This window comes from Microcoleus sp. S13_C3 (assembly GCF_036700905.1).
Taxonomy (GTDB): domain Bacteria; phylum Cyanobacteriota; class Cyanobacteriia; order Cyanobacteriales; family Microcoleaceae; genus Microcoleus.
The window spans coordinates 58,166-81,674 of sequence record NZ_JAUBPT010000003.1 but is presented as its reverse complement, the minus strand read 5'-3'; the positions used below and the strand labels follow the sequence as shown (position 1 = coordinate 81,674).

29 protein-coding genes and 1 pseudogene are annotated in these 23,509 nt (G+C 44.9%); 18 read left to right on the top strand and 12 right to left on the bottom strand.

Going from position 1 to position 23,509, the window contains the following annotated elements; genetic code table 11:
* Nucleotides 1–87 precede the first annotated feature (87 nt).
* Nucleotides 88–843 (bottom strand): ATP-binding cassette domain-containing protein, encoded by a 756-nt coding sequence (locus tag QUA16_RS01775; protein WP_333101599.1) that lies wholly within the window; start codon nucleotides 841–843, stop codon nucleotides 88–90.
* Between the two features lie 539 nt (nucleotides 844–1,382).
* Nucleotides 1,383–2,069 (bottom strand): NUDIX hydrolase, encoded by a 687-nt coding sequence (locus tag QUA16_RS01770; protein WP_333101601.1) that lies wholly within the window; start codon nucleotides 2,067–2,069, stop codon nucleotides 1,383–1,385.
* 282 nt (nucleotides 2,070–2,351) lie between these two features.
* Between QUA16_RS01770 and QUA16_RS01765 the strand changes: the two genes are divergently transcribed.
* Nucleotides 2,352–2,624: a hypothetical protein gene (locus tag QUA16_RS01765; RefSeq protein ID WP_333101602.1), complete on the top strand. Its 273-nt coding sequence runs from the start codon at nucleotides 2,352–2,354 to the stop codon at nucleotides 2,622–2,624.
* Nucleotides 2,625–3,193: 569 nt separating this feature from the next.
* Here QUA16_RS01765 and QUA16_RS01760 read toward each other — a convergent pair.
* Nucleotides 3,194–3,625 (bottom strand): hypothetical protein, encoded by a 432-nt coding sequence (locus QUA16_RS01760; protein WP_333101603.1) that lies wholly within the window; start codon nucleotides 3,623–3,625, stop codon nucleotides 3,194–3,196.
* Nucleotides 3,626–3,771: 146 nt separating this feature from the next.
* Here QUA16_RS01760 and QUA16_RS01755 point away from each other — a divergent pair, with 146 nt between their 5' ends.
* Both QUA16_RS01755 and era read left to right on the top strand, forming a co-directional pair.
* Nucleotides 3,772–4,083 carry a hypothetical protein gene (locus QUA16_RS01755; protein ID WP_333101604.1) on the top strand — a complete coding sequence of 104 codons (312 nt, stop codon included), beginning with the start codon at nucleotides 3,772–3,774 and terminating at the stop codon, nucleotides 4,081–4,083.
* 51 nt (nucleotides 4,084–4,134) lie between these two features.
* Complete coding sequence (era, locus tag QUA16_RS01750; protein WP_333101673.1) at nucleotides 4,135–5,046, top strand: GTPase Era; 912 nt, start codon at nucleotides 4,135–4,137, stop codon at nucleotides 5,044–5,046.
* A gap of 265 nt (nucleotides 5,047–5,311) precedes the next feature.
* On the opposite strand, the gene QUA16_RS01745 is transcribed toward era, so the two are convergent.
* The 3 genes from QUA16_RS01745 to QUA16_RS01735 all read right to left on the bottom strand — a co-directional run bounded on the left by QUA16_RS01745 (nucleotide 5,312) and on the right by QUA16_RS01735 (nucleotide 7,228).
* Nucleotides 5,312–5,569, bottom strand: a complete 258-nt coding sequence (locus QUA16_RS01745; RefSeq protein WP_333101605.1) for a hypothetical protein — start codon at nucleotides 5,567–5,569, stop codon at nucleotides 5,312–5,314.
* 251 nt (nucleotides 5,570–5,820) lie between these two features.
* Entirely contained in the window at nucleotides 5,821–6,354 is a 534-nt protein-coding gene (locus QUA16_RS01740; protein WP_333101606.1) for a peptidoglycan-binding protein, read from the bottom strand.
* Between the two features lie 241 nt (nucleotides 6,355–6,595).
* Nucleotides 6,596–7,228, bottom strand: a complete 633-nt coding sequence (locus QUA16_RS01735) for an RNA-guided endonuclease TnpB family protein (RefSeq protein ID WP_333180989.1) — start codon at nucleotides 7,226–7,228, stop codon at nucleotides 6,596–6,598.
* 223 nt (nucleotides 7,229–7,451) lie between these two features.
* Between QUA16_RS01735 and QUA16_RS01730 the strand changes: the two genes are divergently transcribed.
* From QUA16_RS01730 to QUA16_RS01700, 9 genes and pseudogenes are all read left to right on the top strand, one after another.
* Entirely contained in the window at nucleotides 7,452–7,673 is a 222-nt protein-coding gene (locus QUA16_RS01730) for a hypothetical protein (RefSeq protein WP_333180985.1), read from the top strand.
* A gap of 289 nt (nucleotides 7,674–7,962) precedes the next feature.
* Nucleotides 7,963–9,513, top strand: coding sequence for an ATP-binding protein (locus QUA16_RS01725; protein ID WP_333101607.1), 1,551 nt, complete (start codon nucleotides 7,963–7,965; stop codon nucleotides 9,511–9,513).
* Nucleotides 9,514–9,591: 78 nt separating this feature from the next.
* Nucleotides 9,592–10,422 (top strand): TIGR02452 family protein, encoded by an 831-nt coding sequence (locus QUA16_RS01720; RefSeq protein ID WP_333053535.1) that lies wholly within the window; start codon nucleotides 9,592–9,594, stop codon nucleotides 10,420–10,422.
* A gap of 83 nt (nucleotides 10,423–10,505) precedes the next feature.
* Nucleotides 10,506–10,580: pseudogene (locus tag QUA16_RS36830) on the top strand (hypothetical protein); the annotation flags it as partial.
* A gap of 3 nt (nucleotides 10,581–10,583) precedes the next feature.
* A complete protein-coding gene (locus tag QUA16_RS01715; protein ID WP_333053536.1) occupies nucleotides 10,584–10,862 on the top strand; it encodes a hypothetical protein in 279 nt (92 codons plus the stop codon).
* A 43-nt stretch (nucleotides 10,863–10,905) separates the two neighbouring features.
* Nucleotides 10,906–11,160, top strand: coding sequence for a type II toxin-antitoxin system VapB family antitoxin (locus QUA16_RS01710; protein WP_333101608.1), 255 nt, complete (start codon nucleotides 10,906–10,908; stop codon nucleotides 11,158–11,160).
* A gap of 186 nt (nucleotides 11,161–11,346) precedes the next feature.
* A complete protein-coding gene (locus QUA16_RS01705; RefSeq protein WP_333101609.1) occupies nucleotides 11,347–11,577 on the top strand; it encodes a DUF433 domain-containing protein in 231 nt (76 codons plus the stop codon).
* Nucleotides 11,574–11,660 carry a DUF5615 family PIN-like protein gene (locus QUA16_RS36825; RefSeq protein WP_263053636.1) on the top strand — a complete coding sequence of 29 codons (87 nt, stop codon included), beginning with the start codon at nucleotides 11,574–11,576 and terminating at the stop codon, nucleotides 11,658–11,660. The genes QUA16_RS01705 and QUA16_RS36825 overlap by 4 nt, the downstream gene beginning before the upstream one ends.
* Before the next feature lie 41 nt (nucleotides 11,661–11,701).
* On the top strand, nucleotides 11,702–11,908 hold the full coding sequence (locus QUA16_RS01700) for a DUF5615 family PIN-like protein (RefSeq protein WP_333180984.1): 207 nt from the start codon (nucleotides 11,702–11,704) through the stop codon (nucleotides 11,906–11,908).
* Between the two features lie 189 nt (nucleotides 11,909–12,097).
* Here the strand turns inward: QUA16_RS01700 and QUA16_RS01695 are convergent, their stop codons facing one another.
* Nucleotides 12,098–12,802 (bottom strand): Crp/Fnr family transcriptional regulator, encoded by a 705-nt coding sequence (locus QUA16_RS01695; RefSeq protein ID WP_333180983.1) that lies wholly within the window; start codon nucleotides 12,800–12,802, stop codon nucleotides 12,098–12,100.
* 161 nt (nucleotides 12,803–12,963) lie between these two features.
* On the opposite strand from QUA16_RS01695, the gene QUA16_RS01690 reads away from it, so the two are divergent.
* From QUA16_RS01690 to QUA16_RS01675, 4 genes are all read left to right on the top strand, one after another.
* Nucleotides 12,964–15,282, top strand: a complete 2,319-nt coding sequence (locus tag QUA16_RS01690) for a nitric-oxide reductase large subunit (RefSeq protein WP_333101611.1) — start codon at nucleotides 12,964–12,966, stop codon at nucleotides 15,280–15,282.
* Between the two features lie 48 nt (nucleotides 15,283–15,330).
* Nucleotides 15,331–16,044 carry an alternative oxidase gene (locus QUA16_RS01685; protein WP_333101612.1) on the top strand — a complete coding sequence of 238 codons (714 nt, stop codon included), beginning with the start codon at nucleotides 15,331–15,333 and terminating at the stop codon, nucleotides 16,042–16,044.
* A 193-nt stretch (nucleotides 16,045–16,237) separates the two neighbouring features.
* Nucleotides 16,238–16,477, top strand: a complete 240-nt coding sequence (locus QUA16_RS01680) for a type II toxin-antitoxin system VapB family antitoxin (protein ID WP_333101613.1) — start codon at nucleotides 16,238–16,240, stop codon at nucleotides 16,475–16,477.
* 140 nt (nucleotides 16,478–16,617) lie between these two features.
* Nucleotides 16,618–18,888 carry a DEAD/DEAH box helicase family protein gene (locus QUA16_RS01675; RefSeq protein ID WP_333101614.1) on the top strand — a complete coding sequence of 757 codons (2,271 nt, stop codon included), beginning with the start codon at nucleotides 16,618–16,620 and terminating at the stop codon, nucleotides 18,886–18,888.
* Between the two features lie 290 nt (nucleotides 18,889–19,178).
* Here the strand turns inward: QUA16_RS01675 and QUA16_RS01670 are convergent, their stop codons facing one another.
* Nucleotides 19,179–19,571 carry an aspartyl protease family protein gene (locus QUA16_RS01670; RefSeq protein ID WP_333101615.1) on the bottom strand — a complete coding sequence of 131 codons (393 nt, stop codon included), beginning with the start codon at nucleotides 19,569–19,571 and terminating at the stop codon, nucleotides 19,179–19,181.
* Entirely contained in the window at nucleotides 19,564–19,782 is a 219-nt protein-coding gene (locus QUA16_RS01665; protein WP_333053554.1) for a hypothetical protein, read from the bottom strand. Before QUA16_RS01665 ends, QUA16_RS01670 begins: the two co-directional genes overlap by 8 nt.
* A gap of 59 nt (nucleotides 19,783–19,841) precedes the next feature.
* On the opposite strand from QUA16_RS01665, the gene QUA16_RS01660 reads away from it, so the two are divergent.
* A complete protein-coding gene (locus QUA16_RS01660) occupies nucleotides 19,842–20,015 on the top strand; it encodes a hypothetical protein (protein WP_333101616.1) in 174 nt (57 codons plus the stop codon).
* Nucleotides 20,016–20,094: 79 nt separating this feature from the next.
* On the opposite strand, the gene QUA16_RS01655 is transcribed toward QUA16_RS01660, so the two are convergent.
* From QUA16_RS01655 to petM, 3 genes are all read right to left on the bottom strand, one after another.
* Complete coding sequence (locus QUA16_RS01655) at nucleotides 20,095–21,012, bottom strand: NAD(+) kinase (RefSeq protein ID WP_333101617.1); 918 nt, start codon at nucleotides 21,010–21,012, stop codon at nucleotides 20,095–20,097.
* Nucleotide 21,013: 1 nt separating this feature from the next.
* Nucleotides 21,014–21,991 carry an NmrA family NAD(P)-binding protein gene (locus QUA16_RS01650; protein WP_333101618.1) on the bottom strand — a complete coding sequence of 326 codons (978 nt, stop codon included), beginning with the start codon at nucleotides 21,989–21,991 and terminating at the stop codon, nucleotides 21,014–21,016.
* 197 nt (nucleotides 21,992–22,188) lie between these two features.
* Complete coding sequence (gene petM, locus QUA16_RS01645) at nucleotides 22,189–22,293, bottom strand: cytochrome b6-f complex subunit PetM (RefSeq protein ID WP_172189541.1); 105 nt, start codon at nucleotides 22,291–22,293, stop codon at nucleotides 22,189–22,191.
* A 70-nt stretch (nucleotides 22,294–22,363) separates the two neighbouring features.
* Here petM and pdxA point away from each other — a divergent pair, with 70 nt between their 5' ends.
* A complete protein-coding gene (pdxA, locus tag QUA16_RS01640) occupies nucleotides 22,364–23,461 on the top strand; it encodes a 4-hydroxythreonine-4-phosphate dehydrogenase PdxA (protein WP_333101619.1) in 1,098 nt (365 codons plus the stop codon).
* The last annotated feature ends 48 nt before the right edge of the window (nucleotides 23,462–23,509 follow it).

Sequence of the window (23,509 nt, the reverse complement as noted above, 5' to 3'; positions counted from 1 at the left end):
ACCAATATCTTTAATTCCCAACCATCAGCTTCAAAAACCCGCCCCGCCCATACCCATAAACGAATGATGCGATCGCACATCATATTATTACCCCGTTCCGGGTAATTGCAAACATTCAAGAAAAGCCCCAGCTTCTGGATGCTGAGATTTGAGAAAATCATCAGGTGTTGCCAATTCAACCAACCGTCCGTCTTGCATCAAACCAATTCTAGAAGCTAACAAAAAAGCTTCTTGAATGCCGTGAGTCACAAAAATCACAGTTTTGCCGAGTTGCTGCTGCAATTGACCGAATTCCCGCTGTAATTCCAGACGAGTAATCGGGTCTAAAGCACCAAACGGTTCATCCATTAACAATATCGGAGGGTCAGCCGCCAGTGCTCTAGCGACGCCTACCCGCTGCCGCTGTCCGCCGGATAACTGATGGGGATAGCGTTTGGCGAAGTGCTGGGGATCGAGGTTGACTAATTCTAACAGTTGGCGGACGCGAGATTGAATACGATCGCCCTCCCAACCTTCTAATTTTGGCACTACACCGACATTTTGCTCGACGGTAAAATGGGGAAACAAACCAATTTCTTGAATCACATAACCAATTTTTCGGCGCAGTTGAATTGGGTTCCACTGAGTTGTCGGTTTTCCCATGACAAGAACTTCGCCGCTGCTTGGCGTTAGTAAATTGTTAATCAATTTCATGGTAGTAGTTTTGCCACTCCCGCTGCGTCCCAGCAATACTAAAACTTCTCCTTGCAGCACTTTGAAATTGAGTTTGTCTACTAAATGCCTGCGGTTGAGGCGATATGTCACGTCAAGGCATTCGACAGCAACTTCATTATTGAGAGGCATGATTAGTTCCGGTGATTTGGGTTTTCAGAAATTTTAGAACTTACAGAGAAGGGGCTAGAAACCAGGTTTTTATATTAGGAACTAGAATTAAATAACTTGCATTTTTTGTAGGTTGGGTTGAGGCACGAAACCCAACAATCAAGCGTGGGCTTGGGCGGAGTGAAACGGAGGGTTCGTGCCACGGGCCCAACCTACGGAAGTTATTTAATCCACGATCCTTAGATATTTTGCTGCTTAATACCAATTTAAGGTGAAGTTGCACATATCTCGATCCCCCTCGCATACCCCCTACTCCCCCTGATTGTTGGGGAGTAGGGGTTGACTTTGAGAAGAATCTTGTCCCACCCCCTACTCCCCTTAGTAGGGGCGGTGCGACCCCTACTCCCCGTGCCCGCCCTCTTGGCTAGGGGGGATCAGATTCTACGGGGCCTCATAAAAAATTGGTATAACCCAAGATTTGTCAGAGAAACCGGGTTTATGAGCGTAAGTCCTAAAATTCAAATCAGCGAGTATCGGGGGACAACTCCCAATTCTAAAATCTAAAATCTAAAATCGACTTGATTTTGCCATTCTAGCAGTAATGCTCGACATTGGAGGCAAGTTAATTTTTTGAGCAAGTCGCGAATTCCGTCTGAGGTGACAGGATATGCAGCACCGATCAGTTCGGGATTTACTGTTGCTGTCGGGTGCAATTCTGCAACAAAACCGTAGAGTTTTTGATTGGAGAAGGAACTGTTTATTGCCCAGCCAATGGTGTTGAGCGGTTCGATGCGGGCGATCGCAGTTTCTGTCACGCCTAATTCTTTCTTGAGTATAGCTGGAACTGCCGCTGCTGGCGTGGCTTCTGCTGGTACGCGACCGCCGGGAAAATCGAGGGTTGCGGATGCCACGCCGGGGCGATACATCGGCGTGGGAAATAGCAATTTTCCAGCTTTAATTGTCAAGATTACAACTGAATCTGCTCTTTCTACTCGCCAATATTCTACTGTTTTTCCTTCGGTTGTTTCGAGATGTTCGGCGATTAGTTTTACCCAATGAGAGTTGATTTCTACAAAGCGATCTAGAGTTTTCCACTGGGATTTGGCAGTTTGGTTCATGTCGGAATTTTTGAAATAAATCATATCAATTCCGGTAACACCGGAATGATGTTGACTGTTGACTGTTGACTGTTGACTGTGAATCGAACAACTGAAAATTGCGCCGAGATAGGTGGCGGCTTGTAACAATCCTTCATGAATTGCCCTCTAATTTATCACCTGACGATGCAGCCGGAAACGATATCAGGTGTTGTTTGCTATGGTAGGCGATCGTTAGCGAGCGCAACAATAGCCGACCTTTTCAGCTTTGAGCCCGTTTTTTCCTCTCGATTGTAAATTTTTGCTACAACCTTACACATTCGCCTAGATAATTCGGTAACATAGACTACATAATCAAAATTTATCTGCGCCTTCGCTCTGGGTTGTTTCAACCGCGCCCTGGTGCAGACTCTTAGCTAGACAGGAGTAATTATGCAACTGCAAACAGATATTCGTACTTGGCAATCCCAACCAACATCAGGAAGCTTCACCAGTGTCAGCGACTGGGAAAGATTTGGCTGCGCCGTACCTGCACCAAAATTGACTCCTTCTATGTGGGTTAAATTGTTCAATCCGCCAACCGCATTCAGCTTTGACGAAGCGTGGCTGTTGTGTGAATCTTCGGAAGAACAGTGGCTAGCTTGGATTCCTGATTATGGCGAAATTTTACTGAGTACACATGAATTTTGCGCTCCTAAATCGTGAATTACGCAGACAAACTTTCATAAACCAGGTGTTAAAATCCATATCCCTCCGGTTCCACGGGATTTTTTGGAAACAAGCTGGTTTCTGCGTAATTATCTCGTTTGCAGTGAGGAATGCAAGTCCTTAAACTTTGATAAGGACTTGCATTCCTCACTACAAACCTCTTATTATGATGTCGTTTCAGCCGATATCATATAATATCATGTCCCATAGATTGACCGCGATTAAAGGCTTAGGAAGGGTTTACAGATTTTCCGGTTTCTATTCAATATCTTGGCGAACCCGCCCCTACAGGAATCATGGTTAATTGACCGGACATGATATAAGTCCTAATAGATATTAATAGAAATTTCGCCAACAAAAAGAGCAATAGGTTTTCTATTGCTCTTTTTGTTCAAAAACACTCTCTAGTTTTTATCTTTAGATAGCGGAAGTTATCTCCACTGGCCTCGATTGACCCCAATATCGCTGCGGTGACGGGTTTACTGTATCAATGCTTGCATGGGAGATATTGGTGAACCCGCCCTTACAGCAATTACGGTCAATTTAGCCCCTGTGATATTGCTGGCTTATTTGCAAACTGCACGGTTATTTGCGTTTCTGACAATCGTGCCTACTTTACCATTAATCTGAATCGGGTTCTTAGTGCTGGCTCGAATCAAGAGTGGTTGTTTGGCGAGACATTCTCTGATTGATGTTGCCCAGGAGGTGAGAGCTCCGGTGTATTCTGTACGACCCGCTGGGGCGCGAAACTGATCGGTAATCAGGAAATCCGAGGTGATGCTAGTGTCAGTACCAACATTGGTAATAATTGGAAAGTCAAAGGCTTTGGGCAAGGTTCTGTCCTGGATTTTACCCGGTACCAACTGGTAATTCTTCGAGCCACCCTTGTAGTCAATACCTGCTTGAGGGCTGGTGGGAGGGCTGGTTTGAGCCAACGCGGAAACAGGCAAGCTTGCTACCAAAACGGTGCAGCAACTCCAAAATAATTTCGATTTCATTCGATTCATCTCCTCAACTTTATGACGATTAGCACTAATTTAGGTAGGATCAAAAGACACTAGCTTTTATTGAGAAAGCGCCTGATGATATTGAGCTTTTGAGTTTGAGTTCAACTTACCTAAGTTATTACCAAACATCTTCAAAAATGTTAAAACTGGTTTGCCTGACAAACTGTAGAAGAGTTTCAGTTGAGTTAGATATTTACACATCTGAAGTTGTTACAGCATTGGGAGTCGGTTTTACCAGAATGATTCATTTTCGATCGATGTCACTGGAACTTTATCAAATTTTGTCTCAGATATCAAGTTTTGCCGATCGCGTATCCTGTTTTAACACTGGGAAAGCGGCTCGATCGAGCTTTGAGTGTTGCGGGCTATACCGGGGCGAGAAAGATGCTACAGTGCATCGATGGGCGTTTGAGTATTTTCAGGCGACAATAGACAGAGAAGGGGCTTGAAAATAGGTGATTGTAGTGGAAGATAGTAAATTTATCGACGTATCGGACATTATGGGTGTTCCCGCGGCTCCGGCGGGTTACAAATCGGGCTTTGTGGGTATTATCGGACGCCCGAATGTCGGAAAATCAACGCTGATGAATCAGTTGGTGGGGCAGAAAATTGCTATTACTTCGCCGGTGTCTCAGACGACGCGTAACAGGCTGCGGGGCATCCTAACGACACCGGAAGCACAAATTATTTTTGTAGATACTCCCGGAATTCACAAGCCGCATCACCAATTGGGCAAGGTTTTGGTGCAGAATGCCCGCACAGCGATTCAGTCAGTGGATGTGGTGCTGTTTGTGGTGGATGGTTCCGTGGAATCGGGAGGGGGCGATCGATATATTGTCGAAATTCTCAGCAATATCGGTATTCCGGTGATTTTGGGGATGAATAAGTTGGACGAACAACCGGAGGATTCCGTGTTGATCGATCGAACTTACGAGCAAATTGTCAATCCTGAGTGGCCTGTAGTGAAATTTTCCGCTCTCACGGGCGAGGGCGTCGAGTCGCTGCAACAATTGTTAATCGAACATTTGGAGGTTGGGCCTTATTATTATCCGCCCGATTTGGTGACTGACCAGCCGGAACGCTTTATTATGGGCGAATTGATTCGGGAACAGATTTTGCTGCTGACGCGGGAAGAAGTGCCGCATTCTGTAGCAATTGCGATCGACATCGTTCAAGAAGAAGCAAAAATTACGCGCATTCTGGCGACAATTCACGTCGAACGAGATTCCCAAAAAGGTATTTTAATCGGTAAAAGCGGCAGTATGCTCAAGTCGATCGGCAGTGCGGCCAGGGAACAGATTCAAAAGTTAATTGAAGGCAAAGTATATTTGGAGTTATTTGTCAAGGTACAGCCGAAATGGCGGCAGTCGCGTACTCGTTTGGCGGAATTGGGCTATCGGGTGGAAGAATAAAGCGAACTGATGGAGTCAATAAAGGCGATCGTTGAGAGATTTGACAACTGAACTTCCCTTCGTAGGCAGAAGTTCAGTTTAAACTCACATCTTGCACCATTCTCGCTTAACAGGCAAGATGCCTGTTCCACAAGAAAATTCACTCTTTGTGGAACAGGCATCTTGCCTGTTCCTAAACAAGTAATTGAGAATGGTGCAACATCTCAGTTTAAATTATTCCCCTAAAAACTCAGCCCGCAACTGTCAACTGTCAACTATCAACTCTTTAAGGACGTTCTGCAAATTTTTGAACAGCTTTTGGTGCAAAAGCAGCAACTAAAAAAGAAGTTGTAATGTATTTGCCATCAGCATTCTTGCTAGTTATTGTGATTGCGCCAAACGCTATCGCTGCAATCAGTGCAATAAAACTCATCGCTCGCATTGCCGAGTAGTGTCCATTATCTTCCTGCAAAAATTCAGCCAGCTCTTGTCCGTGTTCTGCAGAATTTGCTGTTGTAGCTTCAAGGATAGGAGAATGTGTCATTTGATTAACCTCATAAATGATTAAAGCTTAACTAACAGGACTTACGCACTAACTGAGAAACTACACTACCTGTAGTTGTAAGGTGCGCGTTTCGCACCCTACAATTAGAGTCGGCACGTAAGTCCTATACAAGTGAGATATAGCCATCCTCGCATCATTTGTGAATTTCTTACTCCCTCCCCTTGATAAGGGGAGGGTTGGGGTGGGGTCAAAAATTTACGACTCCTGCAAGGATTGCTATATACCGTTGTTTAGTGCCGTAACTTGCTCAAAGCGTGCCAAGTTCTCGGCCCGACAATTCCATCGGCTGGTAAACCCTTAATCGTTTGGAACTGGATCGCAGCTACTTTGGTCATAACCCCGAAGTATCCGTCAACAAAACCGAAATAGTATCCATTCAATTTCAAGACATTCTGAACAATTTTGACAGCATTACCTGAACTACCATTCATCAGAGTCGGCATATTCACAGGTGCACCAGAGTATAGTGCTTGCCAGGTTAGAGGACCGACAATCCCATCTTCAACTAAAAAGACGCGGTGTTGATAGCCTTTAACGGCGTCTTCAACATAGGTGTCGAAAATACCATCGATCGAAAAACCGTAATAATATCCCCAATGATATAAAAGCTGTTGCAGTTCCTTGACGGCTTGACCTGTAGAACCCCGCTTTAAAGTGGGTTTCATCAGTTCAGAGGCTTGAGCAACTGCAAGAGTTGATTGAGAAGTAGTATCGGCGACGACAGCGATAGCTTGATGATTGAGAGTTTTTTCTTCTGTAAACATGATGGGAATCCTCTGTGCATTCGAGTGTTTTCATTTGATATTTCAGGTATAACTGCTGTCTTCGGTGGCTTCACAGTCGCTTTTTATAGTGACGCTTTTGTGAGTTCACACATTGGAGTGTCACTCATTTGAGTTATATTGTTTCCGCTTACAGTCGATCGGCAGTGCGGCGCGAGAACAGATTCACAAGTTAATTGAAGTTGACATACTCCCCCGGCTCTTATCACGGGGGATTCTAAGCTCAGACAGCGATTGCAGGCATAGCCTGTCTAACATCGCCTAACTTAACGGTTGATGCCCCAACCGCACAAATGTTCTTAGCTGCATTCTCGTCTCTGTCGTTCACGTTCTGACAGGACGGACATCGCCATTCTCTCGTATTCAAATCCAACTTTTTTAGGACGTGTCCACAATGATTGCAAGTCTTAGAGGATGGATACCACTGATCGACGAAGATCACCTGCTTATTTTTTTTCTTGGCAACCCATTCGAGAATTTGGAGAAATTCGCCGAATGCAAGGTCTGAGATTTTACGTCCCCAAAGTCGTTGCATTCCTTTTAGATTCAACGTCTCAAAGCACAGCATATCGAACTTATCAGTTAGTTCGTGAGCCAATTTCCAGAACCAATCAGAGCGACGATTCACTACATCCTCGTACTTGCGAACTAAATTGAGTCTTGCTCTTTCCCGGTTCGCTGAGCCTTTCCGTTTTTTGGAATGCTGACGATTTGCTTTCTTAATAGCGTTAAGGGACTGTTTCAGAAATTGCGGTGATTCGATTTTCGTTCCATCTGAGCAGGTGAGAAACGTTTTTAAGCCGAAATCTTGCGCCAGCGATTCTACTCGTCTCGACTTTGGTTTCAGGTTCTTCAACGCTGTCAACGACCACAACCATAAATAGCTCTCCTAATGTCGTGCGTTTAATGGTTAACGTCTTGACCGTCCCCTCTATCTCTCTGGAATTCCAATACTGATAAACGCGATTCCCAATCTTAATTCGATTGCCGCCTAAGAATTTGTAGCCAGCTTGCTTGAGAGTGAACGATTTGTATCTGCGAACTTTCTTGAATCCGGGCGGTCTAACTCCTTTCTTGTGATGCTTAAAAAACAGTTGGTAGGCAATCGAGATTCGTTGGCAGATATCCTGCACAGCTTGAGAGCCGACCGTTTGCCAGAACGCTTTACGCTTTCTCTGTTTGGCAATATGCGATTGAAGTTTTGCACAATTCAAATGCTTTCCCCACATTCGGTAGTACCGTTTATGGAGTGCAATGCAATGGTTGTAGATCACCCCGGCAGCATTGATACTTCGCTTTAGGTGTCTATTCCGCTTGCTTTGATATAGCTTAAACTTCAATGTTTTCATGCTATTATTGTAGATCATCTAGCTATACTTTGCCATGAGAAAGAGCGTATTTCTTAGGCTGACTGATGAAGAGTTTGAGAAGCTATAATCTTACTGCGAATCACGCGGTAGATCGAAATCAGATGCTCTAAGGGAGCTCATTAGAAGCCTTAAGCTCAAAAAAATCCGTCAAGCGAAGGACGAGGCTTTAGACCCTATTTTTAGGTAAACTGAGAGCAGCTCCATTCGCCCCAGTTGACCTATGCCACGTTGGTTCAATACTGCTGGCCCATGCCAAGAAGACATTCATTACGCACTGTCGCCCACGGTACGCTTACCAAGCTTAGAACGGTTAATAGCTCAACGCAACTATTTCGTCATCCATGCACCCCGGCAAGTGGGGAAAACCACCGCTATGCTGGCATTAGCCCAACAACTCACCGAAAGCGGACAATACACCGCCGTGATGCTGTCAGTAGAAGTCGGCGCACCCTTCAGTCAAGACATCGCGGGTGCAGAGGATGCCATTCTCGGTGCTTGGCGACGGGCGATTTCGATTCGACTTCCCCCAGAATTGCAGCCGCCTGCTTGGCCCTCGTCGGAACCGGGACAGCAAATCGGCGATGTACTCAGCCTGTGGACACAATCTTCTCCTCGTCCTTTGGTGGTTTTCATCGATGAAATTGACGCATTGCAAGACCAAGCGTTGATTTCTATTTTGCGACAACTGCGCGATGGTTATCCCAATCGCCCGACAGCGTTTCCTCAGTCTATTGGCTTAATTGGTTTGCGGGATGTTCGCGATTACAAAGTGGCTGCGGGGGGAAGCGATCGACTCAATACATCCAGTCCGTTTAATATTAAAGTGCGATCGATTACTCTCAGAGATTTTAATGCCTCAGAAGTCGCGGAACTCTACGCGCAACATACCCAAGATACCGGACAAGTTTTTACACCTGAAGCCGTCGCTTTAGCTTTTGAACTGACTCAGGGACAACCTTGGTTAGTGAATGCTTTAGCTAAGGAAATTGTAGAAGAATTAGTTACCGATGAATCGATCGCTATTACACCAGACCATATTTTAGAAGCCAAAGAAATTCTCATAAAACGACAAGATACGCATTTAGATAGTTTGGCAGAACGACTGCGAGAAAACCGAGTCAAAGCCATTATCGAGCCAATGTTAGCCGGACGAGAATTGCCAGAATCTTCTAATGACGATCGCCAATACCTCGTAGATTTGGGCTTGCTCAAACGCGATCCAGCCGGGGGTTTAGTTATCGCCAATCCGATTTATCGAGAAGTGTTGCCGCGAGTTTTGGCGCAAGGGCCGCAAGATAGTTTACCGATTATCCGTCCGAGTTGGTTGAACGATCGCGGCGAACTGATTCCAGAAGCACTCCTGCAAGCGTTTCTCGCCTTTTGGCTACAGCATGGCGAACCGTTACTCAAAAGTGCATCTTATCCCGAAATAGCCCCTCATTTAGTGTTGATGGCGTTTCTGCATCGGGTGATTAATGGTGGGGGAACATTGGAGCGGGAATATGCGATCGGACGCGACAGAATGGATTTATGTTTGCGTTATGGTGAGGTAACATTGGGAATTGAACTGAAGGTTTGGCGAACTCGGAAAGTCGATCCGTTGAGTAAAGGGTTGGAACAGTTAGATGGATATTTGGCTCGATTGGGACAAGATGAAGGGTGGTTGGTGATATTCGATCGACGCGAGAATGCGCTGGAATTAGAAGAACGACTGAATACTGAAATTCATCTGACACCAATGGGGCGAACCGTTACAGTTATTCGTGCGTGAAGAAGTTTCGATGAATGTCTGTTCGGGTTGTCCATTCTGAGTCTCGAAGAAGTTTTATGCACCACCAAGGAGGAGCGTATGTCGTTAAAAGGTATAGCCAAGGAAACATTGCAGATTCTAGAAAAAGGCGAGTTCATTTCAAGGCACGATCGTGTTATTAATTTCGCTACAGAGCAGAAGCTGGCAGAGAAAAATACTAAATTGTATCGACCAGAAGAAGTTGAAAATTTATTGCAAAATACGCAATGTGATGCGAAACAGAGCCTTTTGGTGGAAGTTACCGATGAGACCTCTCAAGCAGCCGCCTACCGTTTGGTAAAAGGTGAAGGTTGCCACGATCTCGCGCTCCTAAACTATGCCTCCGCTCGAAATCCTGGCGGCGGATTTATTAATGGTGCAAAAGCACAAGAAGAAGATTTGGCTCGCTGTTCCGGGTTATATCCCTGTCAATTGACACAGCCCGAGTATTATCAAGCAAACCGATCGCAAGATTCTCTTCTTTACACCGATTATCTGATTTATTCTCCAAAAGTTCCTTGGTTTAGAATCCGCAGTCGTGAATTGCTCGATGATTATTTTTTAGCATCTGTTATTACTGCGCCCGCACCAAATGCAGGTCAAGTATTGCGTCGCGATCCCAATGCAATTCCCGATATTGAAAAAGCATTACGGCGACGTGCTGGATATGTACTTGCGGTGGCGCAAGATAATGGACATCGATCGTTGTTACTCGGTGCATGGGGCTGTGGTGTGTTTTGCAACGATGCCAGTATGGTAGCAGATGCTTTTGGTCAGTGGCTTGAGAGTCCGCGATTTCATGGATGTTTCGATCGTGTAGTTTTTGGTATATACGATTCGGCTAAGAGTAAGGATACATTGAAGGCGTTTAAAAATAGATTTTTGAAATAGTACCGAATGGGGAGGTATTCTGATGAGCCAAGTGAATTTTGAGGCTATGAGCGATGCCGAATTGAGACGGTACTTTCTGGAAAATCGCGCCCGATCGAGCTGCTTGTCAGGCATATTTAGACAGGTTCAGTCAGCGTCCGAAATCAATCATTGGAAGCCCGATGGATCCCGATTTTGACGCAAAGATTCAGGCAGCAATTCGGCAGAAATTAGAAGCATCGCGTAGTAGCCAGCCAGCTAACAACACAGTGGAGCGGAATAGAGTCTTTTCGCTTCGTTTCGGTGTTACTTGCCGCCGCAGCGTTTTGCCGTTATCTCGTAAACACTGCCTGACCTTGGAGATGATTCGGAATCTCGATCGAGAGATTGACCTACAGAAAATTGGTAGAATAAATAGATACGCTAGATGTCGATCGCTGCCGATGGGCGATCGCTTATAATCGGATGAAAGCGCGATCGATAAAACTCACCCCAAAAGCACCTATGAAAAGCACGATCGAAATCGATAGCTCCCTCATCACCAATGCGCTCCAAGTCACCGGACTGACTGCACAACAAGAAGTCATCGAATTGGCCCTGAGCCTGCTGATCCAAATGAAAAACCAAGAGAACCTACGTGCGCTACGGGGTAAACTCGCCTGGGACGGCGACCTCGATCGCATGAGAACGGATGATGACTGCGATCGAGAACAATCCTTTTTTGAGCTAGCCGGAATCTGGGAAGGAAAAAATAAGTAGTAGGACACAATTAATTACACAAAAATTTGGGCTACAAGCCTTGTCTAGTAAAGAATCAGCAAAAAATCAGTGTGTAATTAATTCTGTCCAATTACTTATCACCCTAGACGACATTCGCAAAGACGCATGGGGTAAGGATACATTCTATGTAGCTTCACAGAAAAATGGTATTACCGAGTGTTTCTTATGAACTACCGAAACCACATCACGATCGAAGCAAATAAACGCGGTGGTAAGCCTTGTGTACGCGGGTTGCGAATTACGGTTTATGAAGTGCTTGAGTACCTGGCTTCTGAGATGACCGAAGCAGAAATTATCGACGATTTTCCCGATTTGACGCGAGAAGATTTAAAAGCCTGCATTGCTTATGCTGCTGACCGCGAGCGTCGGTTTATGACCGCGACCTTATCGGCATGAAATTACTTTTTGATGAAAACTTGTCGCCCAAGTTGCCGAATCGTTTGAGCGATATTTTCCCAAATTCGCTTCACGTCCTTTGATGTGGGAATGAAAGCAACGATCGACCCAATAGTTGGGGATTATGCATTCATACAATAATTTGATGATTGTCTCGAAAGACGCGGATATGCACGACCTGAGCTTAGTATTTGGGAACCCACCGAAAGTTATTTGGCTTTGCCTTGGAAACTGTTCGACATTGCAAGTTGAAAATTTGCTACGTCGGGATTTTAATACGAGCGAATTATTTTATGAAGACGAGAATTTATCGCTGCTTGCTTTATCATAATACACCGAATCGAATTAGCGTTAGGGTAGGTAGTTTTTCCATGATTATTCCACCAATCTTTTAAAGCCTCACACGCCAATTCATTGGCATATTTACTGTTTCATAATGTTATACATCCTATGTTTTGTTGAAAATCATAAATCCCATGTGGAATCACTTTTCCGTGAGCTAAACTCCAAAATTCATGATCTAAAAGCGATCGCCCAACTCTACATTCTGACTCAACGCTTGTAGCCGATCGCGATCCAATAACTCAATCTGAGAACCATTGATCGTAATTAATCCTTTATCGTGGAGATGCGAAAATGCCCTAGAAAGGGTAGCAGAAATCGTCCCTAAAATAGCAGCTAGTTGAGTTTTAGTAACATCTAGATTAATAATTTTATCGCCATTAGCGCGACCGCTCAAATCTAATAAATAAGCCGCTAATCTTTGTGGCACTTCTTTAAACGACAGATCTTCCACCATCTGTGCCAATTTACGCAAACGGGTTGCCAAACTTGTCAGCATATTGATGGCGAGCGCAGGATATTGATGAAGTAAATCCAGAAAAGCTAACCGAGGGAAGAAGATTAATTCTGTGGATTCCAATGCGATCGCCGAAGCTGGAAAAGCTTTGCCATCAAAGGTGGCAACTTCGGCAAAGTAATCGCCTCTTTTTAATAAATGTAAAATGTGTTCTTTCCCATTGGATGCAGTCTTAAATACCTTAACACGACCAGCTTGGACAATGAAAAACCCAGTTGCATCACTGCCCTGATGGAAAATTGTCTCATCTTTTCCAAAGGTTTGCAGTTGAGCGATCTGAGCTAAAGGAATCAGTTGCTCTGCCGATAATCCTTGAAAAATCAGAATGTTTTGTAACCAGTTGCTCAAATCGACTCTATTTAACATCGTTTAGGGTAGTGAGGATGGTTGGAACAAAGCGCCGAGCTAGACAATATAAACGTACTCGAGCATTTTTTAAGGTTGTTTTTGACTTAAGTCAAAGCATTATTAGGTTCTATTCTCCTATGCTATGTCGATAGGTACTTTAAAACCGAATTTATGGCTTTATGGCAAACCCAACCTTTGACAAAGTGGTGACAGCCCGCGCTCGTCCCCGTCAAATTAGCCTACCCGCTTGGCTTGTGCTAATTTGCATCGTCACTTTTTCAGTGCTGATCTTTGCAGGATCGGCGATTTATAAAAATGCACCACCGATTCCCGCGACAGTGGTTTCTCCACAACAGGAAATCATTCTAACTCAGGAGAATATTCAATCTGGGCAAGTAACCTATCTAGGTCGTGGGGGGCAACATATTGGTAGTATTTGGGGGCATGGCAGTTATTTAGCACCCGACTGGACTGCCGATGTTTTACACCGTTGGGGCTTAGCAACGGCAGGAATTTTGCATAATGGCAATCCTGATTTTAGTGAAGCAGATTTACAGGCACTATCAGAAGTCGATCGCGCTACCCTCCAAGCGCAGGTACAGCAAGAATTTAAAACTAATCGCTATGAATCCGAGACTGGAGCCTTAACCCTCACTGCGGCTCAAACTAAGGGACTAAGCAAGGTTTTTGATAGTTATCAAACGTTACTATCCCAAGGTTCTAAGATTCATTCCATTCCTAGCGGTTGGTTTACTGACGATACGCAAATCCGTAATGTCACTGCTTTCTTTACTTGGACAGCTTGGGCCGCCGCCGCCGATCGCCCGAATGCACCATTTTCCTATACCGCCAACTTTCCCCACGATGACTTGATTGGCAATCAGGCTCCGGCTCAATTCTTGATCTGGTCAATTGTGTCGGTGATTGTTCTCATTGCTGCGATCGGTATATTTCTGTTTGTTTACATCACCCAAGAAGATAGCGAAGAAGTAATCGCTGTCGCCCATCGCCCCCTGATTCGCCTTGCCACACCTAGCCAAAAAGTCACCACCCTCTTCTTTGGGGTTGCTATGACTTTGTTTTTGGTGCAAATGTTGATGGGAATGGTCACAGCCCATTACGCGGTAGAAGGCGACGGCTTCTATGGTGTGCCACTTCAGCAATATTTACCCTATGCCGCCTCACGGACTTGGCATTTACAGCTAGCAGTATTTTGGATTGCCACCTGTTGGCTCGCAGCAGGGCTATATTTCGCGCCAAGGTTTGGTAAACATGAGCCGAAGTTGCAAGCTTGGGGCAATGGCGGTTTGTTAGTGGCTTTGACTGTCGTTGTTGTTGGTTCCTTAATCGGATCTTGGGCTAGTGTCCAAGGCATTATCGGCGGTGACAATAGTTTCTGGTTTGGACATCAGGGCTATGAATATGTAGAACTTGGTCGCCTCTGGCAATTATTGCTGATTGGTGGCATGGTGTTTTGGCTCTGGCTGATGTACCGCGCCCTCAAGCCTGCGCTCAAGGCGGAAGGTGATAAAACGGGACTGAATCATTTCTTTCTCTACAGTGCGATTACAATTCCCCTGTTCTATGCGTCAGGGTTGATGTACAACAATCACACCCATTTGAGCATTGCTGAATATTGGCGTTGGTGGGTTGTGCATTTATGGGTAGAAGGCTTCTTTGAGGTGTTTGCGACGGTAGCGATCGCCTATCTATGTAGCGAGTTGGGCTTTCTAAAGCGCTCATCAGCCCTGAGAGCCACCTACATGACGACAATTCTCTATCTCGGTAGTGGCGTAATCGGCACGTTACACCACCTCTACTTTGCAGGAACACCTGTATTCATTACGTCGATGGGTTCCGTTGCTTCAGCCTTAGAAGTCGTTCCCTTGACCTTAATTGGCTTTGAAGTGGTGAAGTCGATGAAGCTATCCCAAGAAGCGCAAGGATTTTATCGAGTACCACTAAAATTCTTTATTGCCACTGCTTTTTGGAACTTAATTGGCGCAGGTGTCTTTGGTTTCTTAATCAATCCACCGATTTTCCTCTACTATTCCCAAGGACTAAATACCACGCCAATCCATGCCCATTCTGCACTTTTTGGTGTCTACGGCTCCCTTGCGATCGCCCTGATGCTCTTTGCCTTGCGTGAAATCACTCCCGATCGCGCATGGGATGAGAAAAACTTCAATTTATCCTTCTGGTGGATCAATGGTGGTCTAGGCATGATGATGGTTTTCGGACTGATTCCTAATGGTTTTTATCAATTGGTGCAATCTGTTAATCATGGCACTTGGTACGCTCGCAGTGCTGAAGTCATTGGTTCGGCATGGATGCAGTGGACAGTCTGGCTACGCATCCCTGGGGATATCGTCTTCTCTGTTGGCGCATTGATCCTCGTCGTTTGCGTAATTAAGGCGATCGTGGCTATTTTCCAACAGCCTACTCAAGCCCAACCCCTCGAAACCATTGTGGCTGAGACTCCGGTCGTCAGTCATTAGTTGCTCAATTGTTCAAATTATCTTTCGTATTTATTGAGGATTCAGTCAATGATTCGCCTCTTAGTTGGTATTCTCGTTTTTGTGATCAATGTCGTCTATGCCAATCGCCCTTATCCTCGGTTTTATGTGCTAGAAACCGTGGCTCGTGTTCCTTATTTCTCTTATCTATCGGTACTTCACCTCTATGAAACCTTGGGCTGGTGGCGGAAGGCTGATTGGTTAAAAATCCACTTTTCGGAGTCGTGGAATGAACTACATCATCTGTTGATTATGGAATCACTGGGAGGATCGAGCTTTTGGGTCGATCGCCTTCTAGCACGAGCCACTGCACTCATTTACTACTGGATTATCATTTTTGTCTACATGGTGTCGTCCAAATCTGCCTACAACTTCATGGAACTTGTCGAGGGACACGCCTATGCCAGCTACGACAAGTTCCTCAATGCCGAAGCTGAAGCTCTCAAGCAACAGCCCGCACCAGATGTCGCTATCCAATACTATCGAGATGGCGATTTGTATATGTTTGACGAGTTTCAAACAAGCAGTGCTAATGTATTCCGTCGTCCAACGATCGACAATCTCTATGATGTGTTTGTTGCCATTCGGGATGACGAAATGGAGCATGTGAAAACAATGGTGGCTTGTCAGCAGCCGACTCCACAAATCTCGTTAGTCAGTCCCCATGCGATGCAGGCAGCTTCTACGCTAAAGGTTGAGTTTACTGCAAAGACCGATGCTGTGGAACTCAGTCCCTCGAAATAGGTGATTTGAACCCGTCGTTCTCTGGTATGAAAACGTTGGTATCGCCCTGTGTCTAGGGGCGATCGCGGCTTTTCTGATGGATGCTATTTCGGTCGTCTATCGACAACAGAAATCCCTGTGGGAGGAGATTTTCAAATGCCATTGAGCCAACTCAAGTCCAAAATCATTGATTTAGCAGAACGATTATAATCGGATGAAAGCACGATCGATAAAACTCACCCCAAAAGCACCTATGAAAAGCACGATCGAAATCGATAGCTCTCTCATCACCAATGCGCTCCAAGTCACCGGACTGACTGCACAACAAGAAGTCATAGAATTGGCCCTGAGCCTGCTGATCCAAATGAAAAACCAAGAGAACCTCCGGGCGCTACGGGGTAAACTCGCCTGGGACGGCGACCTCAATCGCATGAGAACGGATACGGAACAATAGTAAGCCCATGATTATTGTTGATTCCAGCGTCTGGATTGACTACTTTAACGGACAATCGACTAAAATACTAGTGGGGCGAAGCCAAAAGCTGATCTGCTAGAACCAACTGGTTTATATCTTCATTTAGGTTTACAGCTAACATGCAAACAGTTCAAGTTGAATACTCAGGTCAAATTCAAGTAAAAAAAGGTGAAAGCCCCAAAGAACTTTATGCTCACCAGAACGAAGCAATAAAAGCTCTGAATCATAAAAATCAATCTGCATTTGAAGGTTTACTAGTTCTACCTACAGGCGGGGGGAAAACTTTAACTGCTGTGCACTGGTTACTACGTAACTTTATTGACAAACGCAAGAAAGTTTTATGGATAGCTCACCGTCACGAGCTACTAAACCAAGCCATAGAAACTATAAAGTTCACTGCCTATAGTTCGGTCTTAAAAGATTCTGATAAGTTTAACTTTCGAGTAATATCAGGGCATCCTAAGCATGATATTCCCGTGAATATAAAACCAACAGATGACATCATTATTGCCAGTAAAGATAGCCTAAATAGTGGATTAACTCACCTTCTAAATAATTGGGTAGAGAATTGTGATTCAATACTTTTAGTGGTCGATGAAGCTCATCATGCAACTGCAAAGACCTATCGAAAATTAATCAATGCCATTAAAGAGAATTTTGAAAAACGTCAGAAGCAAGATGCATTTAGAATGCTCGGTTTAACTGCAACTCCATTCAGATCCGAAGAAACCGAAGCAGGACTGCTTAAAAAAGTTTTTCCTGACGATATTATTTTCTCTGAGCATCTAAGAAACTTAATTACGAAAGGAATACTTGCGGAACCAGTTTTTGAGGACTTGACTACCCAATTAGATTTTTACAACGAGCTAACCGATAAAGACATTAAAGCAATAGAAGATTTTGACAAATTACCTCAAAATATTGCTAAAAAGATCGCACAGTCTAGTATTCGCAATAACCAAATCGTAGATCACTATGTTAACAATCGAGATAAATACAAGCCAGTATTGTTGTTTGCAATTGATGTAGACCACGCTATTGCATTAAATGGTTTATTAAAATCAAGAGGAGTTAGCTGTGATTTTGTGGTTTCTAAAATAGTTGACATTGCGACAGGAGCTACAATTTCATCTGGCGACAACTCTAAGAAAATCGAGCGATTTAGGAATGGAGAACTTGAGGTACTTATGAACGTTGAGATGTTAACAGAAGGAACTGATCTCCCAAATGTTCAAACTGTTTTCCTTACCCGCCCGACCACTTCCACAATCTTAATGACTCAGATGATAGGTAGAGCTTTGCGTGGTCAAAAAGCAGGGGGGACAGAAAAAGCCTATGTAGTTAGCTTTATTGATAATTGGGAAGATAGAATTAGTTGGGTAAATCCTGAAAAATTACATCTTGAAGATGATGCAGAATTTGTTGATAGAGATATCCAGACAGTTAAGAAGATTGTTCGACTTATCTCTATCGATAAGATGGAAGAATTTGCGCGGATTATGGATGACTCCATAGATACAACGGGATTAGAGAAATTAGATTTTTTGAAGCGAGTCCCCGTTGGAATTTATCGTTTTTCAATTCTTGAGCCTTCTGAATCTGATGAGCCTACACCAAAGAACTACACTGTACTGGTATATAGTGATACAGATGAGATCTACAATAATTTTGTTAATGATTTAGAAGCCATACTTAATACAGTCAATATTGAAGATAGAGAAATATTGACTGATAAAGAGCTTGAATATTTGCTCCAAATTGCAATAGACAACTATTTTCTTAACCATAAGTTTTTAATAGGCTATAGAGATCGGGACATAGAAAACATCTTACGCTACTACGCACAAAAGCAAATAAAGCCAGAGTTTATTCCATTTGCCGAAAAGAACAAGTGCGATATATATAAGGTTGCAAGGCATATCTACGATAACGATCTTGGCGAGAGAGCTAAAACTGAGTACATTAATTCACTTTGGAGTGCTGAACAGTCATTTTGGCAGGTAATTTTTGACTACAATCTCCTCTACTTCTGCAAGCAATTAGATATTGAAATCTATAAGATCAAAGGACTATACGGCAATCTCGATTTATCCAGCCCAGCAGTGATACCTGATGAAGTTCCACTTACAAATCTAACTCTTGAGCAGATTAGAGAAAAAGACCCAGAAGAATATAGAAAAATTGTAGATACTGTATACGAAAGAGCTACAGATGGGTGGGATTTCATCACTTGTGCCAACAGTGGATTTAAGAGTAAGACTCGGATAAATTTTCAGATCGATCACATCACACCAATGTCAAAAGGTGGTCTCACCACGCTAGAAAATCTTCAAGTTCTGTCTCGTAAAGCCCATACAGAAAAGAGCCGATTGGAAAATTTAGAAAAATAATAGGTTGTTCGACCTAAATGGTTGTCTAACACTGCGTTGGAGCCGACTACTAAAAAACTGATCTGTAAAAGCCAAAGTTTGACTGCGGCGGCTCAACTTACTGCCGTTAAGTAGTAGTTCCGAATTAATTACACAATATTTCTACTGAAACCCTTGCCTAGCAAGGAGTCTTTATGTAATTAATTTTGTGTGGTTACTTATCTCGCAAACGCTGCCTGACTTTGGAGATGATTCGGAAGCTCGATCGAGAGTTAAGCTAAATAAAACTCCGAGTTCTGCATCAATGCTTATTAGAAGCGAATAATTTCGATCGTGCATCGCGATCGCACAAAACAAACATCAAATTCTCGAAAGAAGTTCGTTTGCCCGAGAATTAATGGAACCTGAGAGGCTTGTGCCCAAGCAAATGCTAGGCGAACGGGTTCCAGATTCCCAATTTGAACATCTACAAATACACCCCGCGCCTCAACCGTTGCCAGATTTCCAGCCAATGGCAAGCGGACAGTTTGTTCCTCCCAAATTGCACCCAATTGCAGACCAATGTCATAAGGTAATAGATTGACCGCAGACCCAGTATCTAGCAGTGCATTCGCCGAGACAGAAAAGCCTGCATGAATCAGAGTGATGGGAATCGTGGGTAATGCTTCATTGTCAGAAAAGGGAAACTCGATCGAACTAGGCATGAGTAGATGCCTCTCGATCGTCTCGAATCATCTGCATCATAATGTTTGCCGCTTCCGTTGCATCGTAGAGCGATCGAACCGGATACTCTGATGCAGAAAAGATGACTTGTAGTTCAGCGTCTGGGATTTGCACTGCTAGGAGTTTGAAGAGTGATAATTTGTCTGACTGGCTCAGATTGTTCACCAAAGGTATTAACTCAGCGAGAGACATGGTTTAAACTCCCAGAAGTACGAGAATACATCTATCATAAACGCTGCCTGAGTTTGGAGATGGTTCGGAATCTCGATCGAGAATTAAGGCTTCCGGTGGATAAATGTCGCCCTACATTACCAACACTAATTGCTGCTTTATTCTACGATTTATCAACTGATAAAAAAATCAAAATCCCTTCAATCGGTGAAAAACGGGAACGGGAATTGCCGTCTCCTACAGCTAGGACTTGATATGATATCTACGAGCAAGCCAACTGGTTGAGCCAACAATCCCCGTACCTTGATAGTCGGGGAGTGTCAACAACAACTATCAAGGCAACTCAACCGAACTCGGTTTAGCAATGTGAGGCAAGCCCCAGCCCAATTTTTCCCGCAAAATGTGGAAAAACTCAAAAGATTGCACCCGAATAAAGCGGGCTGGGTACGGAGATCGCTCGACTTGCACCCAATCTTCGGGCAGAACATAACATCCGCCGTTACCATCTACCACCATTACCAGGCGGTTTGGACTCGCCGGCAAAATCTTGATCGGCTCAGTGTTGGAAAACACCAAAGCCCGCGAAGCCATTGAATGCGGGCAAATAGGCAGCAACTGCAACACCGGCACTCCGGGAATGATCACAGGCCCGCCGGCAGACAGCGCGTAAGCCGTCGATCCAGTCGGAGTCGAGATAATTACCCCATCTGCGGCAATGTCAACAGAGGCGTGCTGCCCGATCGCCACTTCAAAATGACACATACAAGTCAGCGGTTCCCGGTGCAGCACCATTTCATTGAGACAAAGGGCTTCCCAGAGGCAGTCGTTTTCTCGAAACAGCCGCACCGCCAGCATAGATCTTTCTTCTATTTCGTATTCTCCGGCGATTACCTTTTCCAAAGCTTGCGGCAGCAAGTTCAGGTAAGTTTCTGTCAAAAAGCCCATATGACCGGTATTGACAGTCAGCAGCGGCACTCCGATGGGAGCAACTTGGCGAAATGCCGACAGCACCGTACCGTCGCCGCCCAACACCACTGCAAACTCCATGTCGCTGTCAAAACCGGGGGGAACGAGTTGGTCGATCGGAGTGTGGCACATCGGGCGAGAGGGGCTAGAATAGCCCAAAATTCCTCCCGAACCAGAAACCGAGCAAACCTCCCAGCCGCGGGCAGTCAGCTTGTCTTCCAACTCTGCGGCGATGCGACAAGCCACAGGTTTAACGTCGTTGTATATAATCCCAGCTTTCGGCACTTTAAAATGTAAAGGGCATTTTTTGTTTACTCCGTTTTTTCGTCTTAAGCTGCTCGTACTCTATTTCCTTGAGCTTCTTCATAATCAGATTAAAGTATTCTTCGAGATAAGACTCCAAAGTAGTAGTTTCTTTGGGATCGATTCCGAAGACACTGTAAACATCATCCATCGGAGCTTTCAAGGGTTTTCCGGCGGCCAAAACTTCTGAAAAAGCCAATCTGTCAGCTACGTTCCAACTCCACTGAAAGAAGGTAGCTAATTTACGAGTAGCCTGCAACAATACGTCTGGGGTGCGCGTAATTTTTGCTTCCTTCCCTGACAGCCGTTCGCACAACCGCACGATTTCGTCAGCATCCCAAGCGCGATTTCCCACCACCGGAAAGCTTTTTTTCTCGGTTTCGGGAACGGAAAGGGCCCGGACGGCAAATTTAGCAACGTCCTGAGTGTTCATGTAGGCAAGGGCGGATGGCTTGTTGGGCAGCCAGACTGCCTGATTGTCCAAAATCGGCATTGCATACAGGCTCAGCAGTCCTTGCAAAAAGCCGCAAGGTCTCAATATTGTGTAGTCTAAACCGGATTCTGCTAAGAACAATTCGGTACAGCGCTTGATTTCCAACAAGGGGACTTGAGGATATTTCTCGGCGTCGAGAAAGGAAAAGAATATGTAACGCTTGATGCCGGCTGCTGCTGCTGCTTGGATCAGCGATACTTTTCCGTCCCAGTCTACTCTTTTGATGCTGACAGAATCGGCTGCACTGGCTGTTGCTGCATCGATAATAGCACTGACGCCTTCTAGGGCCGGAGGCAGACTGTCTGGCTGGCAAAGGTTCCCCGGTACGAGTTCAGCGCCCCATTCTTTCAAAAATGCAGCTTTTCTGTAACTTCTGACTAAACAGCGCACCTGGTAGCCCTCGTCTAGGGCGCGGCGGGCTATCTGGCGGCCGAGAGTGCCGGTGGCACCTAAAATCAATAAAGTCATCTAGGGATTAATTATGAATCTTAAACTTTCTATAAGATGGTATCAGGTTTTTGTTAAGTTTTTATAACAAACTTAACAAAAACCTGAATTTTTCTCATTTTAGGCTTGAGATATTCGGCAGAAGGCTGGCTTTCGGCAGCAAGTAGACTCTAGAAGGCAGAAGGTAGAAGGCTTCTGAAGGATTGGTTGAAAAAAACTTATTCTTCGCCGCCTTGCAATTTGAGCAGGAGGAAGCCTCCACCTATACCCACGAAAATTAGGGAAAAGGACAAAAAGGCTGCATTGAAAATTTCAGGATTCATGATTATATATGTCCAATTGGGCGATCGCATTAAATAAAGATAATATAATTTGGGTCAACCCGGTACATGAATGCTAAAATTTCAGTGCCGAAATTCCTGTATTTTGTTGGAGAAAACTGCCTTGAGTCTCGATCGGGAATCAAAACTAGCTGTAACTCTGGGAGATCCGGCGGGAATTGGCCCGGAAGTGATTCTCAAGGCATTGGCAGATCCCGCTGCTGGTTTGAGGGTAACGGTTATAGGTTCTAGGAGAGTTTTGCAGCAAACTTACGATATGTTGCGATCGAGCAATCCAGCAGCAGAAGCGGCAAATCCCGAAACATTAAATATTATTGATATTGAACCAGACAGCAAGTGGGGCGAGATAGTCCCCGGTGTCGGGAGTGCAGCTAGCGGGGCGGCTAGCTTTGCTTACATGGAAAGTGCGATCGCCCGTACCATCGCCGGCGAATTCTCCGCGATCGTCACAGGCCCGATTTCCAAAACTTGCTGGCAGGCCGCCGGTTACAATTATCCCGGACAAACAGAACTCCTCGCAGAAAGGGCAAAATCGCAGCGGTTCGGAATGCTGTTTGCCGCCACATCTCCCCACAGTGGCTGGACGCTGGTAACTTTGCTCGCTACCACACATATTTCCCTCCGTCAAGTCCCCGATGCTTTGACTCCAGAATTACTGAGCGAAAAACTAGAATTGCTGGTAGAGTGTTTACGGGAAGATTTTGGGCTGGAAAGACCGAAAATTGCGATTTCTGGCTTAAATCCTCACAGCGGCGAAAATGGCAAACTGGGAAATGAAGAGCAAGACTGGATGATACCTTGGCTGGAAACGCAGCGCGATCGCTTTCCTCAAGTGCAGTTAGACGGGCCAGTCCCCCCAGATACCCTGTGGGTAAAACCGGCTAAAGTTTGGTACGGTTTAGCCACAGAAGCTCACGACGGTTACTTGGCAATGTACCACGACCAGGGGTTGATTCCAGTAAAATTGATGGCTTTCGATAAAGCAGTCAACACTACAATTGGCTTGCCTTTTGTCCGCACATCTCCGGATCACGGCACAGCTTTTGATATTGTAGGTCAAGGGATTGCAGATGCCTCCAGCATGAAGGCAGCATTGCAGTTGGCGGCCCAGTTGGCTAGTCGCAGAACAGCAGTTAAAATAGGGCGATAGGTTTAGTACGCCAGACGCTCGGAAAAATTGTGTCATTCCTATTGATTT

What these genes read in the sequence shown, in the direction of transcription:
- QUA16_RS01775 (WP_333101599.1), bottom strand. Translation starts at nt 843, where the DNA reads ATGCCTCTCAATAATGAAGTTGCTGTCGAATGCCTTGACGTGACATAT.
- QUA16_RS01765 (WP_333101602.1), top strand. Translation starts at nt 2,352, where the DNA reads ATGCAACTGCAAACAGATATTCGTACTTGGCAATCCCAACCAACATCA.
- QUA16_RS01760 (WP_333101603.1), bottom strand. Translation starts at nt 3,625, where the DNA reads ATGAAATCGAAATTATTTTGGAGTTGCTGCACCGTTTTGGTAGCAAGC.
- QUA16_RS01755 (WP_333101604.1), top strand. Translation starts at nt 3,772, where the DNA reads ATGTTAAAACTGGTTTGCCTGACAAACTGTAGAAGAGTTTCAGTTGAG.
- era (WP_333101673.1), top strand. Translation starts at nt 4,135, where the DNA reads ATGGGTGTTCCCGCGGCTCCGGCGGGTTACAAATCGGGCTTTGTGGGT.
- QUA16_RS01745 (WP_333101605.1), bottom strand. Translation starts at nt 5,569, where the DNA reads ATGACACATTCTCCTATCCTTGAAGCTACAACAGCAAATTCTGCAGAA.
- QUA16_RS01740 (WP_333101606.1), bottom strand. Translation starts at nt 6,354, where the DNA reads ATGTTTACAGAAGAAAAAACTCTCAATCATCAAGCTATCGCTGTCGTC.
- QUA16_RS01730 (WP_333180985.1), top strand. Translation starts at nt 7,452, where the DNA reads ATGCTTAAAAAACAGTTGGTAGGCAATCGAGATTCGTTGGCAGATATC.
- QUA16_RS01725 (WP_333101607.1), top strand. Translation starts at nt 7,963, where the DNA reads ATGCCACGTTGGTTCAATACTGCTGGCCCATGCCAAGAAGACATTCAT.
- QUA16_RS01720 (WP_333053535.1), top strand. Translation starts at nt 9,592, where the DNA reads ATGTCGTTAAAAGGTATAGCCAAGGAAACATTGCAGATTCTAGAAAAA.
- QUA16_RS01715 (WP_333053536.1), top strand. Translation starts at nt 10,584, where the DNA reads ATGGATCCCGATTTTGACGCAAAGATTCAGGCAGCAATTCGGCAGAAA.
- QUA16_RS01710 (WP_333101608.1), top strand. Translation starts at nt 10,906, where the DNA reads ATGAAAAGCACGATCGAAATCGATAGCTCCCTCATCACCAATGCGCTC.
- QUA16_RS01705 (WP_333101609.1), top strand. Translation starts at nt 11,347, where the DNA reads ATGAACTACCGAAACCACATCACGATCGAAGCAAATAAACGCGGTGGT.
- QUA16_RS36825 (WP_263053636.1), top strand. Translation starts at nt 11,574, where the DNA reads ATGAAATTACTTTTTGATGAAAACTTGTCGCCCAAGTTGCCGAATCGT.
- QUA16_RS01700 (WP_333180984.1), top strand. Translation starts at nt 11,702, where the DNA reads ATGCATTCATACAATAATTTGATGATTGTCTCGAAAGACGCGGATATG.
- QUA16_RS01695 (WP_333180983.1), bottom strand. Translation starts at nt 12,802, where the DNA reads ATGTTAAATAGAGTCGATTTGAGCAACTGGTTACAAAACATTCTGATT.
- QUA16_RS01690 (WP_333101611.1), top strand. Translation starts at nt 12,964, where the DNA reads ATGGCAAACCCAACCTTTGACAAAGTGGTGACAGCCCGCGCTCGTCCC.
- QUA16_RS01685 (WP_333101612.1), top strand. Translation starts at nt 15,331, where the DNA reads ATGATTCGCCTCTTAGTTGGTATTCTCGTTTTTGTGATCAATGTCGTC.
- QUA16_RS01680 (WP_333101613.1), top strand. Translation starts at nt 16,238, where the DNA reads ATGAAAGCACGATCGATAAAACTCACCCCAAAAGCACCTATGAAAAGC.
- QUA16_RS01675 (WP_333101614.1), top strand. Translation starts at nt 16,618, where the DNA reads ATGCAAACAGTTCAAGTTGAATACTCAGGTCAAATTCAAGTAAAAAAA.
- QUA16_RS01670 (WP_333101615.1), bottom strand. Translation starts at nt 19,571, where the DNA reads ATGCCTAGTTCGATCGAGTTTCCCTTTTCTGACAATGAAGCATTACCC.
- QUA16_RS01665 (WP_333053554.1), bottom strand. Translation starts at nt 19,782, where the DNA reads ATGTCTCTCGCTGAGTTAATACCTTTGGTGAACAATCTGAGCCAGTCA.
- QUA16_RS01660 (WP_333101616.1), top strand. Translation starts at nt 19,842, where the DNA reads ATGGTTCGGAATCTCGATCGAGAATTAAGGCTTCCGGTGGATAAATGT.
- QUA16_RS01650 (WP_333101618.1), bottom strand. Translation starts at nt 21,991, where the DNA reads ATGACTTTATTGATTTTAGGTGCCACCGGCACTCTCGGCCGCCAGATA.
- petM (WP_172189541.1), bottom strand. Translation starts at nt 22,293, where the DNA reads ATGAATCCTGAAATTTTCAATGCAGCCTTTTTGTCCTTTTCCCTAATT.
- pdxA (WP_333101619.1), top strand. Translation starts at nt 22,364, where the DNA reads ATGCTAAAATTTCAGTGCCGAAATTCCTGTATTTTGTTGGAGAAAACT.